Origin of the sequence: Variovorax sp. YR216, assembly GCF_900107745.1 — a bacterium.
Taxonomy (GTDB): domain Bacteria; phylum Pseudomonadota; class Gammaproteobacteria; order Burkholderiales; family Burkholderiaceae_C; genus Variovorax.
Window position 1 is genome coordinate 51838 of record NZ_FNRO01000020.1, and the last position, 20981, is coordinate 72818.

The window sequence follows — 20981 nt, forward strand, 5'->3', positions numbered from 1 at the left end:
AGTTCCGTCTGTTTCGCGGGCGATACCAGGAAATGGGCCAGCCAATCCGATTGTGCCTGCGCGAGCGACGCGGGCGAGATGCCATTGGCGAGTCGCCGCGGCGAATCTTGTCGCGGGCCTCTTCACGAAACAGCAGCTTCTTGGCAGACATTGCTGATGACCTCCTGTCGACGTTCCAAGCCCATATTCCGGGCCCGCATGTGCTATGGCGCACGGGTCAGACCCGCCGCTTGATCCTGAACAAACGCGGCAAGGCTGACGCTGCATTGACGCAACGCAAGTCGATTCCGTTTGAGGCTACCTAGAGTGCGGTTGAAGCGCATTGCACTATTCGAGCGATCGCCCCGTTGCCACTGTTGAACGAAAGGAACTTCCATGCGATCCGATGCACAACTCAGGAGCGATGTTCAGGCCGAACTGGATTGGGATGCCGCGATCAAGTCGACCCAGATCGGCGTGGTCGCGGCGGACGGTGTTGTCACGCTGACGGGCCATGTCGCCAGTCACGCGGAAAAATACGCCGCCGAAGCCGCGGCCCGGCGCGTCAAAGGCGTCAAGGCACTTGCGGTCGAGATCACCGTTAAATTGCCCTCCTCCGACACCCGCGCCGACGCCGATATCGCCATGGCGGCAGAACGTGGCCTCGAATGGTCATCGCTTGTGCCGGCTGGGAAGATCAAGCCGATGGTCGAGAACGGCTGGATCACCCTGCACGGCGAGGTCGAGTGGGAATACGAGCGCAGGGCGGCCGAACGCGCGGTGCGCACCCTGATGGGCGTCACCGGTGTCACGAACGAGATCCGGATCATCCCGAAGGTGAAGGCGGTCGACATCGAGAAGCGGCTTCACGACGCCCTGTCGCGACAGGCCGACCGCGAGGCCGGGCACATCCAGGTCACCGTGAACGGCGACGAGGTTCGTCTGAAGGGGAAGGTCCACTCCTGGGCCGAGTTCGACGCTGTGAACGGTGCGGCGTGGTCCGCCCCCGGCGTGAGCGTCGTGCTCAACGACCTCACGATCGAGTGAATGCGCGGTGAGCGGGCTGACGCGCGAGCGCCGGCCCGTTCAAGCAGGCAAGACACGACGGCCTGGGTCATGCCGACATCGATTCGCTCACCGGGCGCGGACGCCTCAACTATTTCCACGCACGCGCGATGATCGGTGTGGAAGTGGCCTGGCCCGACGTCCGCGCGTGCTCGCTGCCTCACTGATTCCGTTGAGCGCCCCGCGTCAAGGGCTCGCCTCGACGTGGACGACGGGGAGTTGCGTCCGCATGAAATTGAGCGCGTATTGCAGCGCGCCCATGCTCGCTTATTGCGTCGCACTGGGACGCGCTTTTTCATCTCACGGCGTCCGTGATGTCCGGGCACGCCAGCGCCGTGGCGGTGCTAGCGCGCTTCGGATCGGCCACTAGGAGCCTGGGCGGCAGAAGCCGGCTTCGTGTCCTGGCCCGAAGGGCGATGCGCGTTCATGAGCGATGGCCGCGAACTACTTGCCCTACGACCCGCAGCAGATGCTGCTGCTGCCCGAAGCGATGCAGGACTGGCTGCCCGAAGGGCATCTGGCGCATTTCATTAGCGACACGGTCGATACGCTGGAGTTGGGCGCGTTCCATGCGCGCTACGACAAGGACGGCCCGCGCAACCAGCCGTTTCATCCGGCCATGATGGTCAAGGTGCTGATCTACGGCTACGCCACGGGGGTATCTAGCTCGCGCAAGATCGCCCGCAAGTTGCATGAGGATGTGGCCTTCCAGGTGCTGGCGGCAGGCAACTTCCCCGCACACCGCACGATCCGCGACTTCCGGGCCTTGCACCTGGAGGGTGAGCGTCCAGCGCGACCATCTTGACCGACCAATCGTTGGTCCTCAGGGCGGATTGATCTCGTCGGTGGGCTCGTCGGTCTCGTAGTACCTGCCGATCGCCCGTTCCAAGCGCTTGAGCAGAGCGTTGATCGTTCGCCCTCGCGCCGGACGAGGATGGCCAGCGTGTTGTGGCTGTCAGCTGCAGTCGCCGCGCATTCGATGTTTCCGACGGTGATGTCGCCGCCATCTTCGATCAGGGTGTCCGTCATCAGTTTGGAGCAGAAATTCTGACCGTCTTGCGCCTTGCATACCACTTGCGCGCTTCCTCCAGCAGGATCATCGCAAGCGCGAAAGGCATGATGCACAGCCACACCGACGCTGGCGGCGCAGCAGTCCCGAAGACCGCGTTACCCCACGGCGTGTAGACAATCAGCAGCAGCAGCGAGACCTCCAGCGCAACGCCCCAGACGATCAATTGGTTGCCGAACAAACCCGTCGAGCGCAGCGACCGCACAGAACTGCGACACAGAAATACGTTGACGACCTGCATCACGATGATCGCGCTGAGCGCCGCCGTCGTTGCCATGAGGTAGTTTCGGTCATTCGTCGCCGGGATGTGACCAAAGGTCCACCCGCCACCGCGCAGCACGAAGAAGAAGGCCACCATCGCCGCGGTGGCCTCGATGGGGCCGAGGAACAAGCCGCCTCTCAACGCCAGCCGCACGTTGAGCAGCCGTTCGGTGCGAGCACGGGGTGGCCGCTGCATCGTTTGCGCATCGGGCTTCTCGGCGCCCAGCCCGAGTGCCGTCAACGAGTCGGTTCCCATGTCGATCGCCAGGGCCTGGATTGGCGTCAACGCCAGTGGCACGGGAAGCAGCACGAACGCAAGGTAAGGCACCAGTTCTGCAACGTTGTGCGCGAGCACATAGGTCAGGAACTTGCGGATATTCTGGAATGTCGCACGACCTTCTTCAACGGCACTGACGATGCTTGTGAAGTTGTCGTCGAGCAGGACCATGTCTGCTGCCTCCTTGGCCACATCGGTGCCTGACAGGCCCATGGCGATGCCGATGTGCGCGGCCTTCAGCGCTGGCGCATCGTTCACGCCGTCGCCGGTGACCGCCACGATCTGCTGCTTGCTGCGCAGCGCGTCCACGATGCGCATCTTCTGGTCGGCCGCGGCACGCGCGAAGATTACTTCGGGCGCGCTCAGCGCGAGTTGAAGTTGCGTGGACGACAAGCGCAGCAGTTGCTCGCCCGTGAGTACCACTGGATCGGGCGACTGAACCATGCCTATCTCGCGCGCGATCGCCACGGCGGTGCGCGGATGGTCTCCCGTCACCATGATCACCCGGATGCCGGCGCCGCGGCACTTCCGGATCGCTTCAGGCACCTCGGCTCGCGGCGGGTCCTCCAGGCCCACCAACCCGCAGAAGACCAGATCGTGCTCGGCCGTCGGGTCATCCTTGCCCTCTACCAACTGCCTGAAGGCGAACGCGATTACGCGCAATCCCTTGTCGGCCATCTGCTCCTGTGCACGACAGATGTCCGCGCGGGCCGCATCGTCCATCGGGCGCGTCGTGCCAGCTTCCGCGATCTGCTCGCACAGTGGAAGGACCGACTCCGGGGCACCCTTACAGTACATCGTGCGCCCCGAATCCGTTTCGATCACGACGGACTGGCGCATCCGATCGGCGTCGAAGGGGCACTCGTCAACGCGACGCCCGCTCTGATGCTCTGGCATGAACTGGCGTGCCATGTCGACCAAAGCGAGTTCCATCGGGTCCCCGAGCAGCACCGTGCGCCCGTCGCTGGTGGACTCCACCAGGGCGTGGCATGCCTGGGCCGCCGCGAACAGAGCGCGGTGCTGCGCGACCAGGGCCGAGTCCAGCTCCAATCCAGCAGCCAACTGCCGGCTCAGCCCGAGCAGGAGCGTGTGAACCCGCATCCGGTTTTCGGTCAGGGTTCCCGTCTTGTCCGTACAGATCACCGTCACCGAACCCAGTGTTTCGACGGAGGGCAGGTGTCGAATCAGGACGTTGCGCTTGGCCATCCTCTGGGAAGCCAGCACGAGGGCGAGCGTGAGGGTCGGCAGCAGACCCTCGGGGACCATCGCAACGATGATGCCGATTGAGAAGATCAGCGCGCGCCAGAACGGAATGTCCAGTGCATGGCCTGCGGCGAGGAACAGTGCGCCGACGAGCACGGCGAACAGCGCGATGCGGCGGCTCAGGTAGGCCAGCTCCAGGCGCAGCGGCGATACGACGTCGCCGGCCGTCTGGGTCAGCACCGCGATCCTGCCGAGTTCGGTGTGCGCCCCGGTCGCGAAGACGACCGCCGTGCCGCGTCCGGCGACAAGCGACGTGCCGGCCAGCAGGATATTGCGGCTGTCGATCCACCGCTCATCGGTCGAGGCCAGTGCGTCGCGTCGCCGGGGCACCGACTCGCCGGTGATCGTTGCGGTATTGACCCGGACGTCGCGAGACTCGATGAGGCGAGCGTCCGCAGGAATGCTCTGCCCCGGTTCGACCAGGAAGATGTCGCCTGGCACCAGCTGATCGACCGGCAGCAGAACCACCGTGCGATCACGCATGGCCTGAATCCGATGCGGCAGCAGATCATGAAGGGCCGCTAGCGCCCGTTCGATGCGGCGTTCTTGCCAGAACGAGAACGTGCCGCTGATGAGGATGACGGCGACGATCGCGTAACCGACCCGGTTCATGCCCTGTCCCTGATCGCGCCATTCGGCGAAGAATGCCAGGCCGGCTGCGACCCACAGGATCAGAGAGAAGAAGTGCAGGTACTCCCTGGCCAGACGCACGACAAATCGTTCCTGCGGGGCCGGCGGCATGACATTGGCGCCGTGCTCTGCCAGGCGGCGCTGCGCTTCGGCAGAAGTCAGACCGTCGACGCCCACATGCATGCTGGCAAGCGCTTCGGCCACCGACATCTGATGAATCTTCATTACGTGCGCCTTTTGTCTGTCAATTCCCCTATCGGGTCAGGTGCGTAGCGCAACGCTCAAATACGCGACCGCCCAGTTTCGATGGGTTGATTCTGTCGCCTTCTCAATACAGGCCGCTCGTCCAGATAGTGGACTTACCATGGGCGTCCCAAAGTCTTTCGCCGAGGAGCAACTGCTGCGGCGACGATGGCAATCAGCGCTCGCGCGGATCGGAATGCCCTAAAGCCGAGCTTCGGCCGCACGATGCGTTTGGAACGCAGTAGAAAATCGATGGTGTGCGCAGCGCCTCGATCATGTTTCGTCCATCTTCAGTCTCGCCCAGGTTAGCAGCGCCGGCTCTTGTTCCGACAGAACCCGCCGCCTCGTCCACCCCCTTGGCGCCGCGCAAGAGGACCGGTCGCGCTCACCGTAGTTGGGTCCAGCCTGCGCCGGCCGTTCCGGGCCCGATGCCGGCGGTGCCCGTCGCAATCTCCGTCGTGCGTTCGGCTGGCAGACGGAAGGACTCGGCCGCGGGCTCGCACGCCGCCGACAGCGCAGCGAAGAGCCAGCGGCGCCACCGAGGCCAGCCACGCAAGGCGCCCTTGGGGAGGGCGCGATCGTCGATCACATAGTAGCGTTCGGTCGCGGGGTCCAGCGCGAGGCCATCGACCCGACCGAGCGCACGCGGCACATCCGTGTCATCCGAAAAGCCGAAGCGAAGATCCACGACCAGCAGCCCAGCCGCCAGCGGTGTGATCACCGCCGCTTCGGCGGCTGCGACATGCGGCACGCCCTCGACGCGCGGCCGCACCAGCAGAACGCGCTCGGGCAGTCCTTGGGAAAGAGACAGAAAGCAAGCGAAAGCGTAGTTGTCGATGTACCCCAGTGGGCACACGATCACCGCCGTTCCCGCCTTGCGGCTGATGCGCTCGAGATCGAAGGGCTGCAGGAAGTCGAGCGAAGCGGCGATGCGCAGGGTCGATGCGGCCGCGACACGTCGAAATTGTGTGGCCCACCCATGAAGCACAGCGGCGATATCGATCACGTACATCGAGACGCCCCCCCCGCTCGCGCTAGGCCGTTGCGGTGTGCACCCGCCTGCGACCGCTCGCGACAACTCCGGCCAGTGCCTGCATCTCCTCAGCCAGCACCTCAAACAGGTCATCGAGGGTGACAATGCCGACCAGGACGCCTTCTGGCGTCGTCACGGGCATGCGCCGGACGCCCTTGCGCCGCATCGTCTCCAGCACGTCGAGCGCCGAGTCCTGCTCGCGGGCCACCGCCGGATCGGCGGTCATCGCTTCGGCCACTGTCATCACGCGGGCGTCCAAGTCCTTGGCAACGACAGAAGTGACGATGTCACGGTCGGTCAGGACGCCGACCACCACCCGGCCGGGATCGGCCTCCTCGACCACCAGCAGGCAGCCGACCTCCTGCTCGCGCATCAGCCGGGCTGCCTCGGCCAGACGCGTGCCACGGAACGCGATAGTCACGATGCGGGTGCAGATCTCGCCCGCGGTGAGTCTTTGGTACATCCTGGCCTCCCGTTCGTCGCTAGCCCATCGTCAACTCATTGGTCACCGCGATCGCGCCGGACGCCGACCACGCGACCCCTTGCACTGCATCGCGCTCGTGCCAAGCGTTCACCCGGCCGCGCAAAGTGGCCTCGGTGCCGTCGAGCCGAATGTCGGTCCTGTTCACCTCGTGCTCGACCTGCCGCTTCGGCGCCTGGGTGATGCGGCTCCGCAGGTCGGACGGTGTCACGGCCGGTGTCTTGATGGTGATCTCGTTGCTGATTCTGACCACGCCTGGCACGGCTTCCGTCGCGCCACGCCGCCCGCAGTCACGATGCCCTCCTTTGCCGTTACGTCGATCGACGGCGAGCGGATGCCCGGGGTCTATCTTCACGGCAGCGTTTCCTTGCAAATTTCACCTTCGTCAATCTATGCGAGACGGGCGCAGCCGTACTTGACGCGCGTCAATCCGGTTCATCTGCGCTCTCCAGCATTGCACCGTCATGGCAAAAGGCAGCCCGCCAAGCGGCCGTAGCGACCTTTGTGCCCGGGTACCAGGCTCGCGAGGATGCGCCCCCCCAATGTTGAGGATGTTTGCACACACGCTGGGGGTCTCAAATGAGGCATCTTTACCTTCAGGGGGCGAGCCATGTCCGCATGCGTCAGTCGCGACATCTTCCTGCAAATCGAACCCCTCCCTGACTACAGTCCGCTTGCGCCACTTCTGTGCGCACGGCGATACGGTCGCGACTGCCAGTTCAACGATGGCCATGAGCTCGGCCGGATTCCCGCCGAGGAGATTCTCGACGCGCGCGTCGACGCGCTGGTCTATCGCGAGTACCTGGACGCCGACTACACCGTGCCGAACACCGCGCCCCTGGTGCCGTCCGACGTCGCGGAGCCGCCTTGGGACCGCCGCGTCCCGAGCGCGCTGATCTGGGCCAAGCCCGGCGAGCGCCTGCGTATCCACGTACGCAATGCCGACCCGCACGACTGTCACAGCCTGCACGTGCACGGCCTGCGCTACGGCATCGACTCCGATGGCGCGTGGCCGCGTGGCGTGGCGACCAAGGACGGGCGGCGCAGCGACGAGATCCTGCCCGGCCAGACCTGGACCTACGTGTTCGACATCGGCGCCGAGATGATCGGTGCGTGGCCCTTCCACGACCACGTGCGGCACGTGCAAATGAACATCAACCGCGGGCTGCTGGGCGGAATCATCGTGCGCGACCCGCACGCCGCGCGTGTTGACCACGAGGTGCCGATGTTCTTCCACGTGATGGCCGGCTCCAGCGGTAGCGTGCAGTTCGAAAGCCCGATGCTCTCGCACGGCGACGTGTTCAAGTTCAAGTTCCTGGTGGCCGACCAGATCACCGACTACATCTGCCGGATTCATGGGCCCAGCATGGCGGGGCGGGTGCGCGTGGTGGCTGGTGCGCCCACTGCCGCGGTGAACGTGAAGGTCGAGGACAACAAGTTCACCCCGGCGGACGTCACCATCACCGCCGGCACCGAGGTGATCTGGACCAACTTCGGCGACAACCAGCACATCGTGTTCTCGGGCGGTGGCGGCAAGGCGAGCTTCTGCCTCAACGGCCGCGCCTTCGTCGGCAACACGCCGATCATCAGCGCCAACTCGGGTGAGACGATCCGCTGGTACTTGTTCAATCTCGACACCGGCAGCATGTGGCACAACTTCCACCCGCATGCGTCGCGCTGGCAGATTCCGTCGCCGCCTGGCGGCGCCAGCGACGTGCATGCGCTGAGCCCGGTTGAGACCTTCATTGTCGACACCGAGGTCCCGCCGGCCCTGCGCCTGCCCTGCGAGCTGGAGCAACTGCAGTGCTGCCCTCCCGCCGATGCGTGCCTGACGGAGCTGTGCGCGGACTTCCTCTTCCACTGCCATGTCGAAGAGCACATGATGGCCGGCCTCGTCGGTTTGATTCGCGCGAAGCAGAAGATCTGGATCACGGACGCGGTGCTCAAGCAGACCCAACTGGTGCTGCCCCTGGGGTGCTGCGACAACGAGTGCACACCGGTGGACCTGACGCGCTGCATGGGCCGCAAACCTCTGCCCCCGAAGCCGCCGCAGCAACCCTCGGCGCACGGCGACAATCCGATGGTCATGGCCATGCCAGCCACCGCGGGCGTACCCGAGCATGTGGTGCAGATGCAGCCGCATGCCCACACGCTGGACGCGCTCGTGCACGAGCACCCGTTCGAACCCGTGGTGGTGCCTGCGACAGGCCCGGTGGATGCGCTGACCGTAGCAAAGACAGGCTACTGGGAGCTGCTTCCCTGCGAGCTTCCGGTGCTCGCGGTGCACGCCGCGTTGATGCACACCGGCAGGATCGTGTTCTTCGCCGGCAGCGGCAACGACGAGCTCTACACAACGGGCTTCCGCAGCGCCGTCTACGACTACGAGAACGGCACCATGACGATGCCGACCACACCCGCCGATGTGTTCTGCGCCGGCCAGTCGTTCCTGCCCGACGGGCGATTGCTGGTGGCCGGCGGAACCGAGCGTTACGACCCATTCGTCGGCCTGAAGACTGCCTTGCTGTTTGACCCGGCCACCGAGCAGTGGACCTTCGTGCATCCCATGAAATGGGGCCGCTGGTACCCGGCGCTGATGACGCTCGGTGACGGTCGGGTGATGGCCACCTCGGGCGGCGGCAGCCCCGAGAATGAGCTCTATAGCAACCCCACCGGCTGGTCGGTGGCAGGGCCCGGATTCGGCTGGCCACTGTACCCGCACCTGACCCTGTTGGCCGACGGCCGCGTGTTCCATTCGGGCATGCGCTTGGGCGGCTCGGCTGTGTTGCCCGGTTTCCTGACGCCGGCCACCGGTGCCTATACGCCGCTGCCCGCGGCCGCCATTCCCGCCAGCTTCAACTTCGGCGCGCGCGACCAGGGCGCGACCGTGCTTCTGCCTCCGGCGCAGACGCAGAAGGTGATGGTGATGGGCGGAGGCAGTCCGAGCATCAACGCGGTCCACGTCATCGATACCGATGCGCCCGGTCCGCACTACGTCGCCGCACCATCGATGCTGCGCAACCGCATCCACGTCAATGCGGTCATCCTGCCCGACCGCACCGTGGTCGCGACCGGTGGCAGCGGCATCGCCGAGAACGCGCTGACCGCCTCGACCGAAGCCGAGATCTACGACCCCGTCGCCAACACCTGGACCACCGGCGCTCGCGCTCGCGTGCCGCGCATGTACCACTCGATCGCGCTACTGCTGCCGGACGCGCGCGTGCTCACAGCCGGCTCCAACCCGAGTCGGCGCAACGACGAGATGCGGCTCGAGGTCTATCACCCGCCATACCTGTTCCGAGGGCCGCGGCCCTGCATCGAGAGCGCGCCCGACGATCTGACGCTGGGCGATTCGTTCACCCTGCACATTCCCGACGCGGCGAACATCAAGTGGCTGAGCCTGGTGCGGCCGATGGCCACCACGCACTCGTGCGACAGCGAGCAGCGCCTGATTGACATTGCGTTCAAGCACAGCGGCGTGTGCAAGCTCGTCGCGCGCCTGAGTGACAACCCGAACCTGGTGCCGCCGGGCTACTACATGCTGTTCGCGGTGAATCAGGCCGGTGTGCCGTCGATCGCGCATTGGCTGCGCGTGAAATCCAAGCTCGAGACCATCCGCACGGTGAAGATCCACCCGGCCATCGGCATCGCCCGTGTTGGCAACAGCCCCAGCGAGTTCTTTATCGGACCGGAGGTTCCCGGCGACAGCACGGCGCCGGCCGGCGGTTACAAGGACAAGCAGCATCGCGTGAAGCGCCAGGCCGCACGCTTTCGCTTGTTCGGCTACGACGAGCACGGCAAACTCGTTCAGGAACTGGACGCGAAGGATGCCACCATCCACTGGACCGCTCACCTGGCCAACAAGAAGGCGGCCGGGCCCCGCTTCGAGGGCCTCAAGCAGGACACGTCGTTGCGCAACGAGAGCGTTGCTGATCGCAACACGCTGGTCATCGACCCAGGTCCCCGCTCGATCAGCGGGGTCGCGCAATCGGCCAGCTTCGACAGCGGAAGCTTCCTGGGCACCAAGGTGCCGCTCGGCGAGATCCGCACCGACGAACAGGGCCGGCTGCTGGTGCTTGGCGGCTTCGGCCATTCGGCGTCACCCTCGCATGCGCCGATCACCACCTTCGCCAATAACGACGGTTGGCATGACGATGTGTCCGACGGCCCCGTCAACGCGACGGTGGAACTGCATGGCCTCAACCAGACGCTGCATGCGGTTGGTGCATGGGTCATCGTCGGGCCCCCCAAGTTCGCACCTGCCTTCCAGAGCATCAGCACGCTGTACGACGTTCTCCTGCAAACCGCGGTGGACAAGCTCGGCTTTGCGCTGCCGGAGCAGCCCTCTTTCACCCGCGACATCTTCCCGGTGTTGGCTCGCGTGACGCAGATGAAGTGGGTCAGTTCGCTGGCGGGTTCGGCGCACAGGACCTTGGCCGCTGTCCTTCCACCCCCCGGGCCCGACGCGGTGCGCGCGGCAATATTCGAGCGTTTGCGCAACCCCAACGACGGCTCGGGCGGCGATATGCCGATGGTATGGTCGGAGCACTATGGCTCGCAGGCCGACGAGCGGGCTGCGCCGCGCGAGATGGCCGACATGGACGAGGCCCAGAATCAGCCTGTCACGCGCATCCAGTACCGCGTACTGGAACAGTGGAAGGACGGCGACTTCATCAATGACTGGAATGGGCCGCCGGCGCCCGGGGCCGAGGTCACGCCAGAGGGGCTGGACCGCGCGGCCCTTGAGACCTGTGTCGGCGGGCCGTTCTACCCGGGTATTGAGGCGGGTTGGGCCTTGCGTGATGTATTTCCCTTCGCCGAGCCGTTCAGGCTCTGGCAGGCCTCGCTGTCGGCGGGCGATGTGACGCAGCAGATGTCGGTGCCGTGGCAATCGGACTTCAACGACTGCCAGTTCGAGGAGCCGCTCGCGTGGTGGCCGGCGCAGCGGCCCGACGATGTCTTCGTCGGCAATAGCGACACGCCGGTGAAGTGGACCCGCGGCATCGTCGGCGGTCCGGAGGACATGATCAAGTCCTGGCACCGGCTGGGCTTCGTGGTGAAGGACGGCACGCGTTTCGTGGAACGCGAGCGCGAAGACCATCAATGATGCGACGGCCGCCGATCGTCGACGTGGCCGTGGTCGGCGCCGGCCCGGCCGGTTGCGCCACCGCGCTGGCGTTGCGCCAGCGCGGGCACAGTTGCCTGCTGATCGAAAGCGCCGGCAACGCGCGAGTGCGCGTCGGCGAAACCCTGCCACCCGCCGCCTGTCGTCCGCTCGCCGCCCTGGGCGTATGGGACGCGTTCGTCGCGTCGAGGCCGCTGCCTTCGGTGGCGATCCGCTCGATCTGGGGCAGCAGGGAGCCCCAGGAGCGCGAGTTCATCTTCGACCCCTACGGCAACGGGTGGCATCTCGACCGCGCGCGCTTCGACGCAATGCTGCTCGAGCAGGCGACAAAGGCGGGCGCCACTTTGCTTCAGCCGGCCCGACTGCAATCGGCGGAACTCGACCGACACGGAATCTGGGCACTGCGCATCGCCGGTGACCTACTGCGCGCGCGCTTGGTTGTCGATGCCAGCGGCCGCGCCGCTTCGTTCGCGCGCCGCCAAGGCGCGATGCGAACGGCACGCGACCACCTGATCGGGGTCGTCGCGCGCTACCGGCTTCCGACCCGCCAGCGCGCCGAGGCAGGTGTGATGCTGCTGGAAGCCGCGCAGGACGGCTGGTGGTACGGCGCACGTCTGCCCAACGCCGGGCTCGTCGTCAGCTACATGACCGACCGCGACCTGCTCCCGCGCGGCCTGTCCGAGTTCGAGTCCGTACTGGGTCGGACCGAGGAGGTGGCGCAGGCTGTCGAGGGACACGTCCTCGACAGCCCGCCGCACTCCGTACCAGCCGACACCGCCTGTTTGTGGCCGATGTGCGGCGCCGGGTGGTTGGCCGTCGGCGATGCTGCCGCCTCCTACGATCCGCTATCGGGTCAGGGTATCTTCAAGGCCCTTTCGAGTGGGCGGCTCGCGGCTGACGCCATCAGTGCGAACCTGGCCGGTGACGACTCCGCGCTTCGGTACTACGGCGCCGAGGTCTGCGCCGACTTCAGGCGCGCACTGGCCCTGCGTAGCGTCTACTACGCTCATGAGCACCGCTGGCCCAAATCGATGTTCTGGCACCGTCGCCACGCAGCGGCGGATGCATGACTACAAAGAAGCCACAAGGGACCCTCGAACTGTGTGGCGCGAGCACGCCGACAAAATCCGTATGCGCATCATTGATTCATGCACACGTTCGGCACGTCCACTGATGGCGGATGGCAAGGCCATCGGGCCTGAAATTTTCCGCAATGGTCAGGCACTCGCGGCACTCCTCACCGGGTGGTCGGCGGTAGGCCCTGACGCAGCCATGAGATCGTCCGCACCATGGCATCCGCGGCTGCTGCCTGGTCCTTGGGCGGTGCATTTGATAGGCTGAAACCGTGGCCAACTCCCGCGTACTCATGCAGCGTCAGCAAGGAAAGTGACGAGGCCTTGGACGCCAGCTCGAGCTGGCGCGTCTCTTCGATCAGACAGCAGTCCCTGTAGGTATCGGCTATGCCGGCCATCATCAGGACCGGCACCTTCATCTTGCCGAGAAACTCGGCCGGATCTTTTATGAAGTTGGTCAGCGGGTAGGAAACCGCCACCGTTTCAACCAGCTCCGGCATGCGCGTGGCAGACGCGAGCGCCACTCCGCCACTCAACGAGTACCCCATGCCGGCCTACCGTGCGTTGGCGCCCGACTGAGATGGCCCACGGCCTGCAACCAGTTGCTTAGCCAGATCGGAACAACGCGCGAGAATGAGCGCGTGCCCAGCTGATGGGATGCCTTCGCAACGTACTACTACACTTGCGCTGCAGGCGGCCTCGGAGGCCGCGATCGGTACAACGCCCATGTCTTCGCGTGCAGCTGAACACTTGAGCTCCTCTGAAGGGTTCTTTGGCGCACTGCCGTTGTTGGAGCGCGAGCGCGACGCTTTCGACGTGACCCGCTTTCGCCCAGCACCGGACGACTGGGCACTCGCGGTCACCGACATCGTCGACTCGACCGGCGCCGTCGCGAGAGGACGTCACAAGACGGTCAATTTCGTGGCCGCCATGGGGATCGCGGGTCTTCGCAACCTTTGCGCGCCGACGCGAATCCCGTTTTTGTTCGGCGGGGACGGAGCGGTCGTGATGGTGCCGCCATCGAAGGTCGGTGCGGCACGCGCCGAACTCGCGCGTGTCCGGGGGCAGTCGAGGCGCGACTTCGATCTCGTGTTGCGCGTGGGTCTGGTCACCGTCGAAACACTTCGCCGCTTCGATTGTGACGTTCTGGTCGGCAGGTTCGAGCCGACCCCGGGAAACAGCTTTGGCATCTTCCTCGGGGGAGGGGTGCGGGTCCTCGAAGATGCGGTCCGGGGTCGGGGAAATGCCGAGCTGGGGCGCCTCGCCGCCATCCCAGATGCATTGGACGACGGCGAGCCGGTCGACCTCGAGGGGTTGTCGTGCCGCTGGGATACGCTGCATTCGAGCCAGGGAACGATGTTGACAATGATTGTTCGCGGCAACGCCGACCTGCGCGAGATCTACTGCGAAGTCCTGAGACTCGCCGGCCCAGAGGCCGAGATCCGCCCCGTGAGTTTGAACACGCTGCGCGCGCGCTGGCCGCCAACGGGCTTCATGCTGGAAGCACGGGCGCGCAGGCGTGGCGGTTCGCTGCTTGCATGGACGGCGCGAGTGCTCGCGGAAACCCTGTTGGCCCGCGTTGTCCTCGCGTGTGGAAAGCCCATCGGGGGCTTCGATCCCCAGCGCTATCGCAGCGAGATCGTCACTAACACCGACTTCTGCATGCACGACGAGACGCTCTGCTTCGTGATTGATTGCCCGCTTGCCGCAGTGGACGCGATCAAGATGTACCTGGCCGATGCCGCGTCGACGCGAGGGCTTCGCTACGGAATCCATCTCTCGGATACAGCGCTCATGACTTGCCTAGTCACGGCCCCGGCGGACAGTCTCCATGTGCACTTCGTCGACGGAGGAGGCGGCGGCTATACCAGCGCATCCAAAAGCCTCAAGGTGTGATCGAATCCTGAGTACATCCGCCGGGGGCGGGCCGTGCTGAAATACAAGCCGCGTGAGCCGAGGCAGACGCGGGTGCATCGCATTGCAACGACGTGGGGCCACTCTGGCCTTGCCTACTCGGACATGAGGAGCATGGAGACCACCATGCGTGTGTGGCAGGGTCGCTGGATCCGCGGATGGAGGCGCCGGACGGGCCCAACAGCATCTCGATTCTTCCGATCGCGGCGGAAACCATCGCTGTTGCTGGCAGCCTCGGGCGCTAAATTCCGGCATCTCGTACGCCATGGTGCTAGACAGATACCGGTCACGCGAGCCGTTTGCCTTATGCCTGCTCTCGCAATCACAGATTTGCCGTCACCAGAAAGAAATTGAATCCGGTGCTTCGCAACCGCCCAAGGCACCGCGACAATCCGAATTTGATGGTGAAAGGGCCATCACGGCCACCTCGCGTTTCTGATCATGCACGCCGCAAAGATCAACGCCCCGAAGGCGGGGTACGCCAATGCGCCTTGGCCGGGGCGGGCTCTATCGCGGCCAGCACTGGTGCAGCGCAAGTGCGCCTGTGGCGGCACGGCCGGAGTGAGTGGGTCCTGCGATGCATGCGAACGAGATCACATGACGGGCCTGCAGCGCCACGTCGTGGTGGGTGCGGCTGATGACGCCTACGAGCGCGAGGCGGACCGCGTGGCCGACGCCGTGGTCGCCGGGTCGGTTGCGCCCGCTCCGCGGGCCATCCAGCGCCTCTCGGAGCAGCCCAAGGGTTCTGCCGGCCATATGCCGGCCAGTGTCGGCCAGGCACTTTCAGGGACCGGACACGCACTCGAACCATCGCTGCGCGTCGAGATGGAACGGCATTTCGGACACGAATTTTCGAAGGTGCGAGTGCATGCCGACGCCGCGGCCGATCGGTCGGCCCGGGATCTCGCAGCACATGCCTGGACACTCGGAAACGACATCGTGTTCGGCGCCGGCCGCTTCGCGCCGCAGACCAGCGAAGGACGTCGGCTGCTGGCGCACGAACTGACGCACGTCGTGCAGCAGTCGCAGGGGTCACGCGGGCCGCAGCACTTGCAGCGCGGCGGCTCGGGGCCCACAGCGAAACCCCACCACTGTGGAGGGTGGACCTGCGTGGCGCGCGGCGATTGCAACAACACTGACGACATGAAGGCGCCGAACAGCGCGCCTTCCACGAGCTGGACGTTGACCGCCAATTTGGACCTGGACGTGCTGAAGGCCACCGAGATCCTGACACCGTCCGACGTGGGGCATGCTTTCGTCGAGTTCACCGAATCGAACGGGAACCGCTATACCTATGGCCACTATCGGGAAAAGCTTCAGGTGCCGACCGAGTTCAAGCCCGAAGTCCCGGGCTGCATGGCGCATCCGGATCAGACGCACGCCAGCTGCATCGACATGCGCATCCCGTATGTTCTCACGCAGGCCGAGTACGGCAAGGCGCTCGCCTTCGCCCAGAAGTGGTGCTTTGCCCAGCCGGCCTACAACATGTTGACCGCCAACTGCGCAACGTTCGTGGAGGCCGCGGTTCGCGAGGCCGGCAAGACGCTACCGAGTCCACGAGGTACGGTCGCTGCCGGCAAGTTCCATGCAGACAATCCAAACACGGTGTTTGAGGCCTACATCAGCCCATCGGACGACACCGCCTGGCGTGGGCGGGTCACTGGCGACTTCACGGGCTTCTACGACTATGCCGGTGGCAAGTCGATTTCCTTCCTGAGCTTCAGGCTGAAGACCAACGAGACGCACACGGTTGGTGGAACGTACACCTACACCGGCAGCTCCGGCGACAAGATCAAGGGCACGCTCGAGGGGCAACTGATCTTTGACGTCGATTCCGCCACGAAAGCCGTGACCGCGACGGTCAGGTTCGACTGGCACGAACCCAGCGGCAGCGGTAAGGGCGTGTGGACCGTCAGCACCTCTGGTGCGCTGAAGGGGACATGGGGACGCGGCAGCGCCGACAGCGGTGTCGGCACGTGGGAGCTTTCAAAGAAGCCTTGAGGCGGGGATGCAAATATTCCGTGCGGCCGAACGGAGGGGCCCATGCGTGACGCTGTTGCGATGTTTCCTCCTCAATCGAGGGGACATACGGCCTGAGCAAGTCGACTTGGGCAGTCAGGCTGCCTTGGCGCGCCCGCAATCGCCAATCGTCACCCCTATTCCTTGGGGACCACCATGATCCCGAGCATCAGCTGTGTGTTCAGCGAGGCCAATCGCTGAACCAACTCCCACTGCCTGGACATCAACGACAAGAATTCCGGATCGGTCGGCAAAGCCCGGGCCGAAAGAGCAAGCTTCGAAAGCTCTTGAGTGATGTTCTGTTGCTCCATATAGATGGCATTTGCCGCTTCGGTGTATTCATTGAGCGTCATCCGGCATCTCCATATGGGTCGCGTGCGTCGAATCTTAGCCGAATAGAGACTGTCGGGCTCAGCACGGATTGCACGACGCGGGGAAACCAGACGCAACCACCCGGAGCGTGCGTGCCATCTACGCACTACAAGATTCATCGAGCGCGAGCATTTACTTGATGCAGTTCGCCCCGGTGCTTCTGCTCGGCGTCATGATGCATGCCGCGATGCCCTTCGTCTCGGGCATTGGCTCTGTCGGTTGGCCAGTCGTCGACCGGATCCCCGGACCGTCCGTAAGAGGAAGATGTCGCGATTCCCAGATCCGAAGCGCCTACGCTGAGGCGTTGACAGCATCCTTCAATGCTTTGCCTGCCGTGAATTTCGGCGCCTTGCTTGCTTTGATCGTCATTGGCTCACCGGTCGACGGATTGCGGCCGGTGCGCTCAGCACGGCTGGCCACGGCGAAATTGCCAAACCCGATCAGCTGCACGACTTCCCCACGTGCCAAAGCTCGCGTCAGGTTTTCAAGTGCTGAATCGAGCATGCGGCCCGCATCGGCCTTGCTGAGGCTGGTGTCCGCGGCGATCGCGGCGATGAGTTCGGTCCTGTTCAAACTGAGGTCCTTTTGAAAGAGTGATGAGCAGGATAGCCTGATCTGAGCTTCTCAGAGACTGACCGAAAGCAACGTTCCCTGTAGACGCGTGTGAGACTGTAAAGGGCCATCCGCGTGCTGCGATCGACCCACGAGCCCAGCGCCACAACCGGACCATCTGCGCCGGCGGGTCGCAAATTTTACGAACGTCCATTGATGGTCCCTGTCGACCAGCGACGTCATCCGCAGTCGCTGGAGCTCGTGAGAATTGTGTCCCGCAGCGACCTCATCAAGCCCTCTTTGGCGCATTTTGACGAGGAAGAAAAGCGCGAACGAATGCGCGGCCTTCCCTAGCGGGTGTGACTTTGGGCGACTGCGCCCTGAGACCTTCCCATCCAAGACCCTCATCAATTTTCTGTCGAACGCCGCGCGCGCTGAACCGACAGCGCGATCGCCCGACCGACGAATGCGCCGTCATCGGTGTCGTTCGCGGCGCACCTGATCGCCGCGACTGCAACATCCACCCCGTCGTTGGCAGAGGGCGCCTTCTGATCGCGCCGACGGCTGCCTCTCGGAGGGACGGTGGTGACCATCGGTGTGTCGGGCATTGCCAGCCCGTTCCGCAGCTTCCTCGCCATGGAGAGGAAGGACGCGCTGGCGACGCCCTACGAGGTGCTGGTCTGTGCGAGAACCTGGAGCCGACGCAACGGATCCATCGCTACGCCTGGCTGCAGCTGTACCTCAAGCGGCGAAGCGCTCTCGTACTATTCCGAGGCGGGCCCACTTGATCTCGTATCGATTCGGCCAGCCGCCTTTGGGCCACTGACACCAGGCCGGTGCTCGGGCCTTTCGACTTCGATCCGCAGGGGCTCCTCATGACTGCCGGCTTGCCGCGACGCGAGACGCCCCGGGTGTGCCGAACGACATTCGCGTCAAGTTCTCGAAGGCCTTCGACGAGATTTTTCGTATCCCGAAGGTTATCGAAACCATGGCGGCGAACGCCGTGACCCCTGAGCATCTGGACTCGGACGCCACGCAAAAGGAACTGCGCGACACCGGCAAGAGCTGGGCCAGCTTGCAAAGCGCATCAGCCTGAAACTCGACTAGGACTCATACGGTGAGCAAGTCTGTCCGACGGTCTCGTTCCGCGCGACCGGTTTGCGGACGGTCACCGAACCTGCACGACATCATCCCTTCCCTATAACCCATGAACAATGAAGGTCGCGTCCGAGGAGGGTACTAACAGGGTCGCCTCGCCGACCCGGGTGAATCGATACTCCTTGCCATCGATCACGATCGACTTCATGTTCGTCCAGACCCGGTACTCGAGGCCGCCAACCGTAGGGGTTACTCCTAAAACCTTGAGCACAGGTGGCACGTTCACCCTGAAAGCGATGTGGGCTGCGGCACTTCTGGTCCCGATGCTCGACTCAGAAGCGCAGGGCTCGGCAAGTGCCAGCAGAACCATCGAGACGGCAATCCCTCTCACGTCTACACAATCATGCAAAGTCTTGTTGGGTGCTTCGATTCGGGTCTCGGGCCGTTATCTCAAATCATTGAGATCGACGAAGTTGCTCTCGATCCACACGCGGCCCTCTTCGTTCAAGGCGAAACTCAATGCCTTCTCCTTGGAAAGCTTCTTTTCCTGAATCGCTCGGGACAGTGGATCTGCACGCCCTACTTCGCCACGCCTGCGGTTGTAGATGTGCTCCACGCCATCGCCGTCGCTGTAGCTGTACGACACTGTGATGCCGTCCAGGTCAGCGAGAGGCTGCAGGAACGCAATGAACTGCGAGGCGGTGATCCCATCGGCCTTGATCGCATTCCAGTGCTTGTACAGGGCTGACTTCACCACCATCTGTTCGCAGTGGGGCGTCGCGGATCCCTGGTGTGCCGGAACCGCGGCGACTGTCGACCCGAGACTCTCCACGTCAGCGTTCCTGCGGAAGAAGTTGACCACGGCGCCCAGGAACGTCTTGGCGTCTGGTTGGGCCGATGGTTGACTGTCCAAACTGTGTGGCACCGTCTCGATTTCGACTTCGCGTTTGTCCGTCTGGCCCTTGCGACCGCTTCTATCTGTGCCGGTCACAGTGCCGAGCCTCGATGTGCGACGAGACCAAAGAAAAAAGTCCTCCGCTTCAGGATCTTCGTATGGGTGGTACTCATAAGTTCTCAATCTTTCTGAGCTCGAATCACTCGCACGGTGCGCGCCCGTTCTGGATGTTGTTTGACGCAGTTGATGAATCGAATCGTGCTTAGCTACCTTCACTTTTTCAATGCCACTTCTTGGCAACATCAACTTGGATTTGAACCCCCGGAGCGAACTGAACCTCTATTCATCCGCGCAAGCTGTTCACGAACGCGATGGCCTCCGCGCGCGACAGGTCCTCGACCCTCACGATGCCCTCCGCCACCCGTCGGTCTGCAAGCGTCTGCGCCCGACCGACGCCAGGAGCAGGCCGCATGCGAGCGACGGCGAGATCCAGCGGTCACGGAGCCACACAGCGACATTGCCGGGCGTGAACTCCGTCACCTCTCTGGCCTCCTTCCAAAGGAGTGTGTCGAACACACCTTCAGCCGGAGCGAAGGCCTCATAGTGGGCGCGCCGTGTGGTCTTGTGGCGCACGAACTCACGATGGGCTTGGCGCACTGGGTACGGGCGCGGGATGAGTCAAGGGCAAAAAGGCGCGATTCTCGCGGCCCAGCGCCGGTAGAAAAACGGCGGCTTGTCACATATGGGGGCTGTTCGATATGGATGTGCCCACTGGCGATTGCGATGAAAATCCACGAGCGGGATGAACATCACTCTTGACCGTAGGTACACCGAACTGCATCAGCATCCGCGCAGTAGAAGCCGCGACGCCTGCCGGCGTGGTCTCACTTCCTGGTCGCCGCTTCCTTAGCCACGCAAACTCCGCTCCAGATGCGTGATGTACTTGTGGGCGGCTTCGCACTCGATAGCCATGAGGATTCTCAACCGTGTGAGTTCGCTGTCGTTCGGCCCGGGGCCGATACGCCCCGCAATTTGCGCATTGGCGGCAGCCACACTGTCGTGCACGCGCTTTCTTTGGGTTCTTGCCCTCTCCCAGGCATCCTTGAGATGCTGCGTTTCGTTCTGCGGATGGGTAATGAACATACCCCCGCACCATCGAAAATCCCGCTGAACACAGCCTGAACGCGACTCTTGCGCCGCGCACCGCAAGGGGCAGCACGGGCTGAGCGCAGCGCAGTCGGCACAAGCCTTGCACGTCTGCGGCTTCTCTTCGCTCAGCGTGAGATATTCCGTTGTCGCTCGCAGCAAGTCGGTCAGCCGCACCTCTTTTTTCTTCAATTGGAGCTATCTTCGGATTCATGAAGACTGCCACTGACTGCCAAACCTTGGACGACTCGCAGCGCCCGGCGATCAATCATGCGGTCGACCGGGAGATGCGCATTTTCAGGCAGGCTGAAGAGAGGAACACGCCGACTCTGACGGAACGCAAATGGTTCCCGTGGGTCGCTTTGCCAGCCGGTGTCGCGCTCGGCGTGTTGGCGGCATTGAGGTTTGGCGCGTAGGGGGTGCTCTGACCCTCAGCGCTCTCGCGAGCCTCTGTGATGAATGTATCCCCCCTCTGTTCAGGTCAGGCGA

At 64.1% G+C, this 20981-nt stretch carries 16 protein-coding genes and 3 pseudogenes; 8 read left to right on the forward strand and 11 right to left on the reverse strand.

What is annotated here, in order from left to right; translation table 11 throughout:
* Nucleotides 1-23: 23 nt before the first annotated feature.
* Nucleotides 24-83: pseudogene (locus tag BLW05_RS36620) on the reverse strand (poly-beta-hydroxybutyrate polymerase N-terminal domain-containing protein); the annotation flags it as partial.
* A gap of 292 nt (nt 84-375) precedes the next feature.
* On the opposite strand from BLW05_RS36620, the gene BLW05_RS30500 reads away from it, so the two are divergent.
* The gene (locus tag BLW05_RS30500) at nt 376-1026 is read left to right on the forward strand and encodes a BON domain-containing protein (RefSeq protein WP_093167744.1); all 651 of its coding nucleotides are present in this window, start codon (nt 376-378) and stop codon (nt 1024-1026) included.
* Between the two features lie 451 nt (nt 1027-1477).
* Nucleotides 1478-1819: pseudogene (locus BLW05_RS30505) on the forward strand (transposase); the annotation flags it as partial.
* Between the two features lie 253 nt (nt 1820-2072).
* On the opposite strand, the gene BLW05_RS30510 reads toward BLW05_RS30505, so the two are convergent.
* The 4 genes from BLW05_RS30510 to BLW05_RS30525 form a co-directional block, all read right to left on the reverse strand.
* The gene (locus BLW05_RS30510; RefSeq protein WP_093167746.1) at nt 2073-4769 is read right to left on the reverse strand and encodes a cation-translocating P-type ATPase; all 2697 of its coding nucleotides are present in this window, start codon (nt 4767-4769) and stop codon (nt 2073-2075) included.
* 403 nt (nt 4770-5172) lie between these two features.
* Nucleotides 5173-5799, reverse strand: coding sequence for a KUP/HAK/KT family potassium transporter (locus tag BLW05_RS30515; protein WP_093167748.1), 627 nt, complete (start codon nt 5797-5799; stop codon nt 5173-5175).
* Nucleotides 5800-5821: 22 nt separating this feature from the next.
* A complete protein-coding gene (locus tag BLW05_RS30520; protein WP_093167750.1) occupies nt 5822-6283 on the reverse strand; it encodes a CBS domain-containing protein in 462 nt (153 codons plus the stop codon).
* 19 nt (nt 6284-6302) lie between these two features.
* Nucleotides 6303-6656: a BON domain-containing protein gene (locus BLW05_RS30525; protein ID WP_177142874.1), complete on the reverse strand. Its 354-nt coding sequence runs from the start codon at nt 6654-6656 to the stop codon at nt 6303-6305.
* A 255-nt stretch (nt 6657-6911) separates the two neighbouring features.
* Between BLW05_RS30525 and BLW05_RS30530 the strand changes: the two genes are divergently transcribed.
* The gene (locus BLW05_RS30530) at nt 6912-11405 is read left to right on the forward strand and encodes a LodA/GoxA family CTQ-dependent oxidase (RefSeq protein WP_093167754.1); all 4494 of its coding nucleotides are present in this window, start codon (nt 6912-6914) and stop codon (nt 11403-11405) included.
* Complete coding sequence (locus tag BLW05_RS30535) at nt 11402-12493, forward strand: NAD(P)/FAD-dependent oxidoreductase (RefSeq protein ID WP_093167756.1); 1092 nt, start codon at nt 11402-11404, stop codon at nt 12491-12493. Before BLW05_RS30530 ends, BLW05_RS30535 begins: the two co-directional genes overlap by 4 nt.
* A gap of 167 nt (nt 12494-12660) precedes the next feature.
* Here BLW05_RS30535 and BLW05_RS30540 read toward each other — a convergent pair whose 3' ends face one another.
* Nucleotides 12661-13044 (reverse strand): dienelactone hydrolase family protein, encoded by a 384-nt coding sequence (locus BLW05_RS30540; protein ID WP_093167758.1) that lies wholly within the window; start codon nt 13042-13044, stop codon nt 12661-12663.
* A gap of 202 nt (nt 13045-13246) precedes the next feature.
* On the opposite strand from BLW05_RS30540, the gene BLW05_RS30545 reads away from it, so the two are divergent.
* Both BLW05_RS30545 and BLW05_RS30550 read left to right on the forward strand, forming a co-directional pair.
* Nucleotides 13247-14392, forward strand: a complete 1146-nt coding sequence (locus BLW05_RS30545) for a DUF3095 domain-containing protein (protein WP_177142876.1) — start codon at nt 13247-13249, stop codon at nt 14390-14392.
* Between the two features lie 615 nt (nt 14393-15007).
* A complete protein-coding gene (locus tag BLW05_RS30550; RefSeq protein WP_177142877.1) occupies nt 15008-16411 on the forward strand; it encodes an eCIS core domain-containing protein in 1404 nt (467 codons plus the stop codon).
* Between the two features lie 155 nt (nt 16412-16566).
* Here the strand turns inward: BLW05_RS30550 and BLW05_RS30555 are convergent, their stop codons facing one another.
* Together BLW05_RS30555 and BLW05_RS30560 are read right to left on the reverse strand one after the other, a co-directional pair.
* A complete protein-coding gene (locus BLW05_RS30555) occupies nt 16567-16782 on the reverse strand; it encodes a hypothetical protein (RefSeq protein ID WP_093167764.1) in 216 nt (71 codons plus the stop codon).
* Between the two features lie 310 nt (nt 16783-17092).
* Nucleotides 17093-17374, reverse strand: a complete 282-nt coding sequence (locus BLW05_RS30560; protein WP_093167766.1) for an HU family DNA-binding protein — start codon at nt 17372-17374, stop codon at nt 17093-17095.
* 892 nt (nt 17375-18266) lie between these two features.
* On the opposite strand from BLW05_RS30560, the gene BLW05_RS30570 reads away from it, so the two are divergent.
* On the forward strand, nt 18267-18449 hold the full coding sequence (locus BLW05_RS30570) for a hypothetical protein (protein ID WP_093167770.1): 183 nt from the start codon (nt 18267-18269) through the stop codon (nt 18447-18449).
* 447 nt (nt 18450-18896) lie between these two features.
* Here the strand turns inward: BLW05_RS30570 and BLW05_RS30580 are convergent, their stop codons facing one another.
* The 3 genes and pseudogenes from BLW05_RS30580 to BLW05_RS35675 all read right to left on the reverse strand — a co-directional run bounded on the left by BLW05_RS30580 (nt 18897) and on the right by BLW05_RS35675 (nt 20684).
* A complete protein-coding gene (locus BLW05_RS30580) occupies nt 18897-19442 on the reverse strand; it encodes a hypothetical protein (protein WP_093167774.1) in 546 nt (181 codons plus the stop codon).
* A gap of 247 nt (nt 19443-19689) precedes the next feature.
* Nucleotides 19690-20006, reverse strand: a pseudogene (locus BLW05_RS30585) (aminotransferase class IV); the annotation flags it as partial.
* 246 nt (nt 20007-20252) lie between these two features.
* Complete coding sequence (locus BLW05_RS35675) at nt 20253-20684, reverse strand: hypothetical protein (protein ID WP_143044970.1); 432 nt, start codon at nt 20682-20684, stop codon at nt 20253-20255.
* A gap of 20 nt (nt 20685-20704) precedes the next feature.
* On the opposite strand from BLW05_RS35675, the gene BLW05_RS30595 reads away from it, so the two are divergent.
* On the forward strand, nt 20705-20908 hold the full coding sequence (locus tag BLW05_RS30595) for a hypothetical protein (protein WP_093167777.1): 204 nt from the start codon (nt 20705-20707) through the stop codon (nt 20906-20908).
* Nucleotides 20909-20981: the final 73 nt, after the last annotated feature.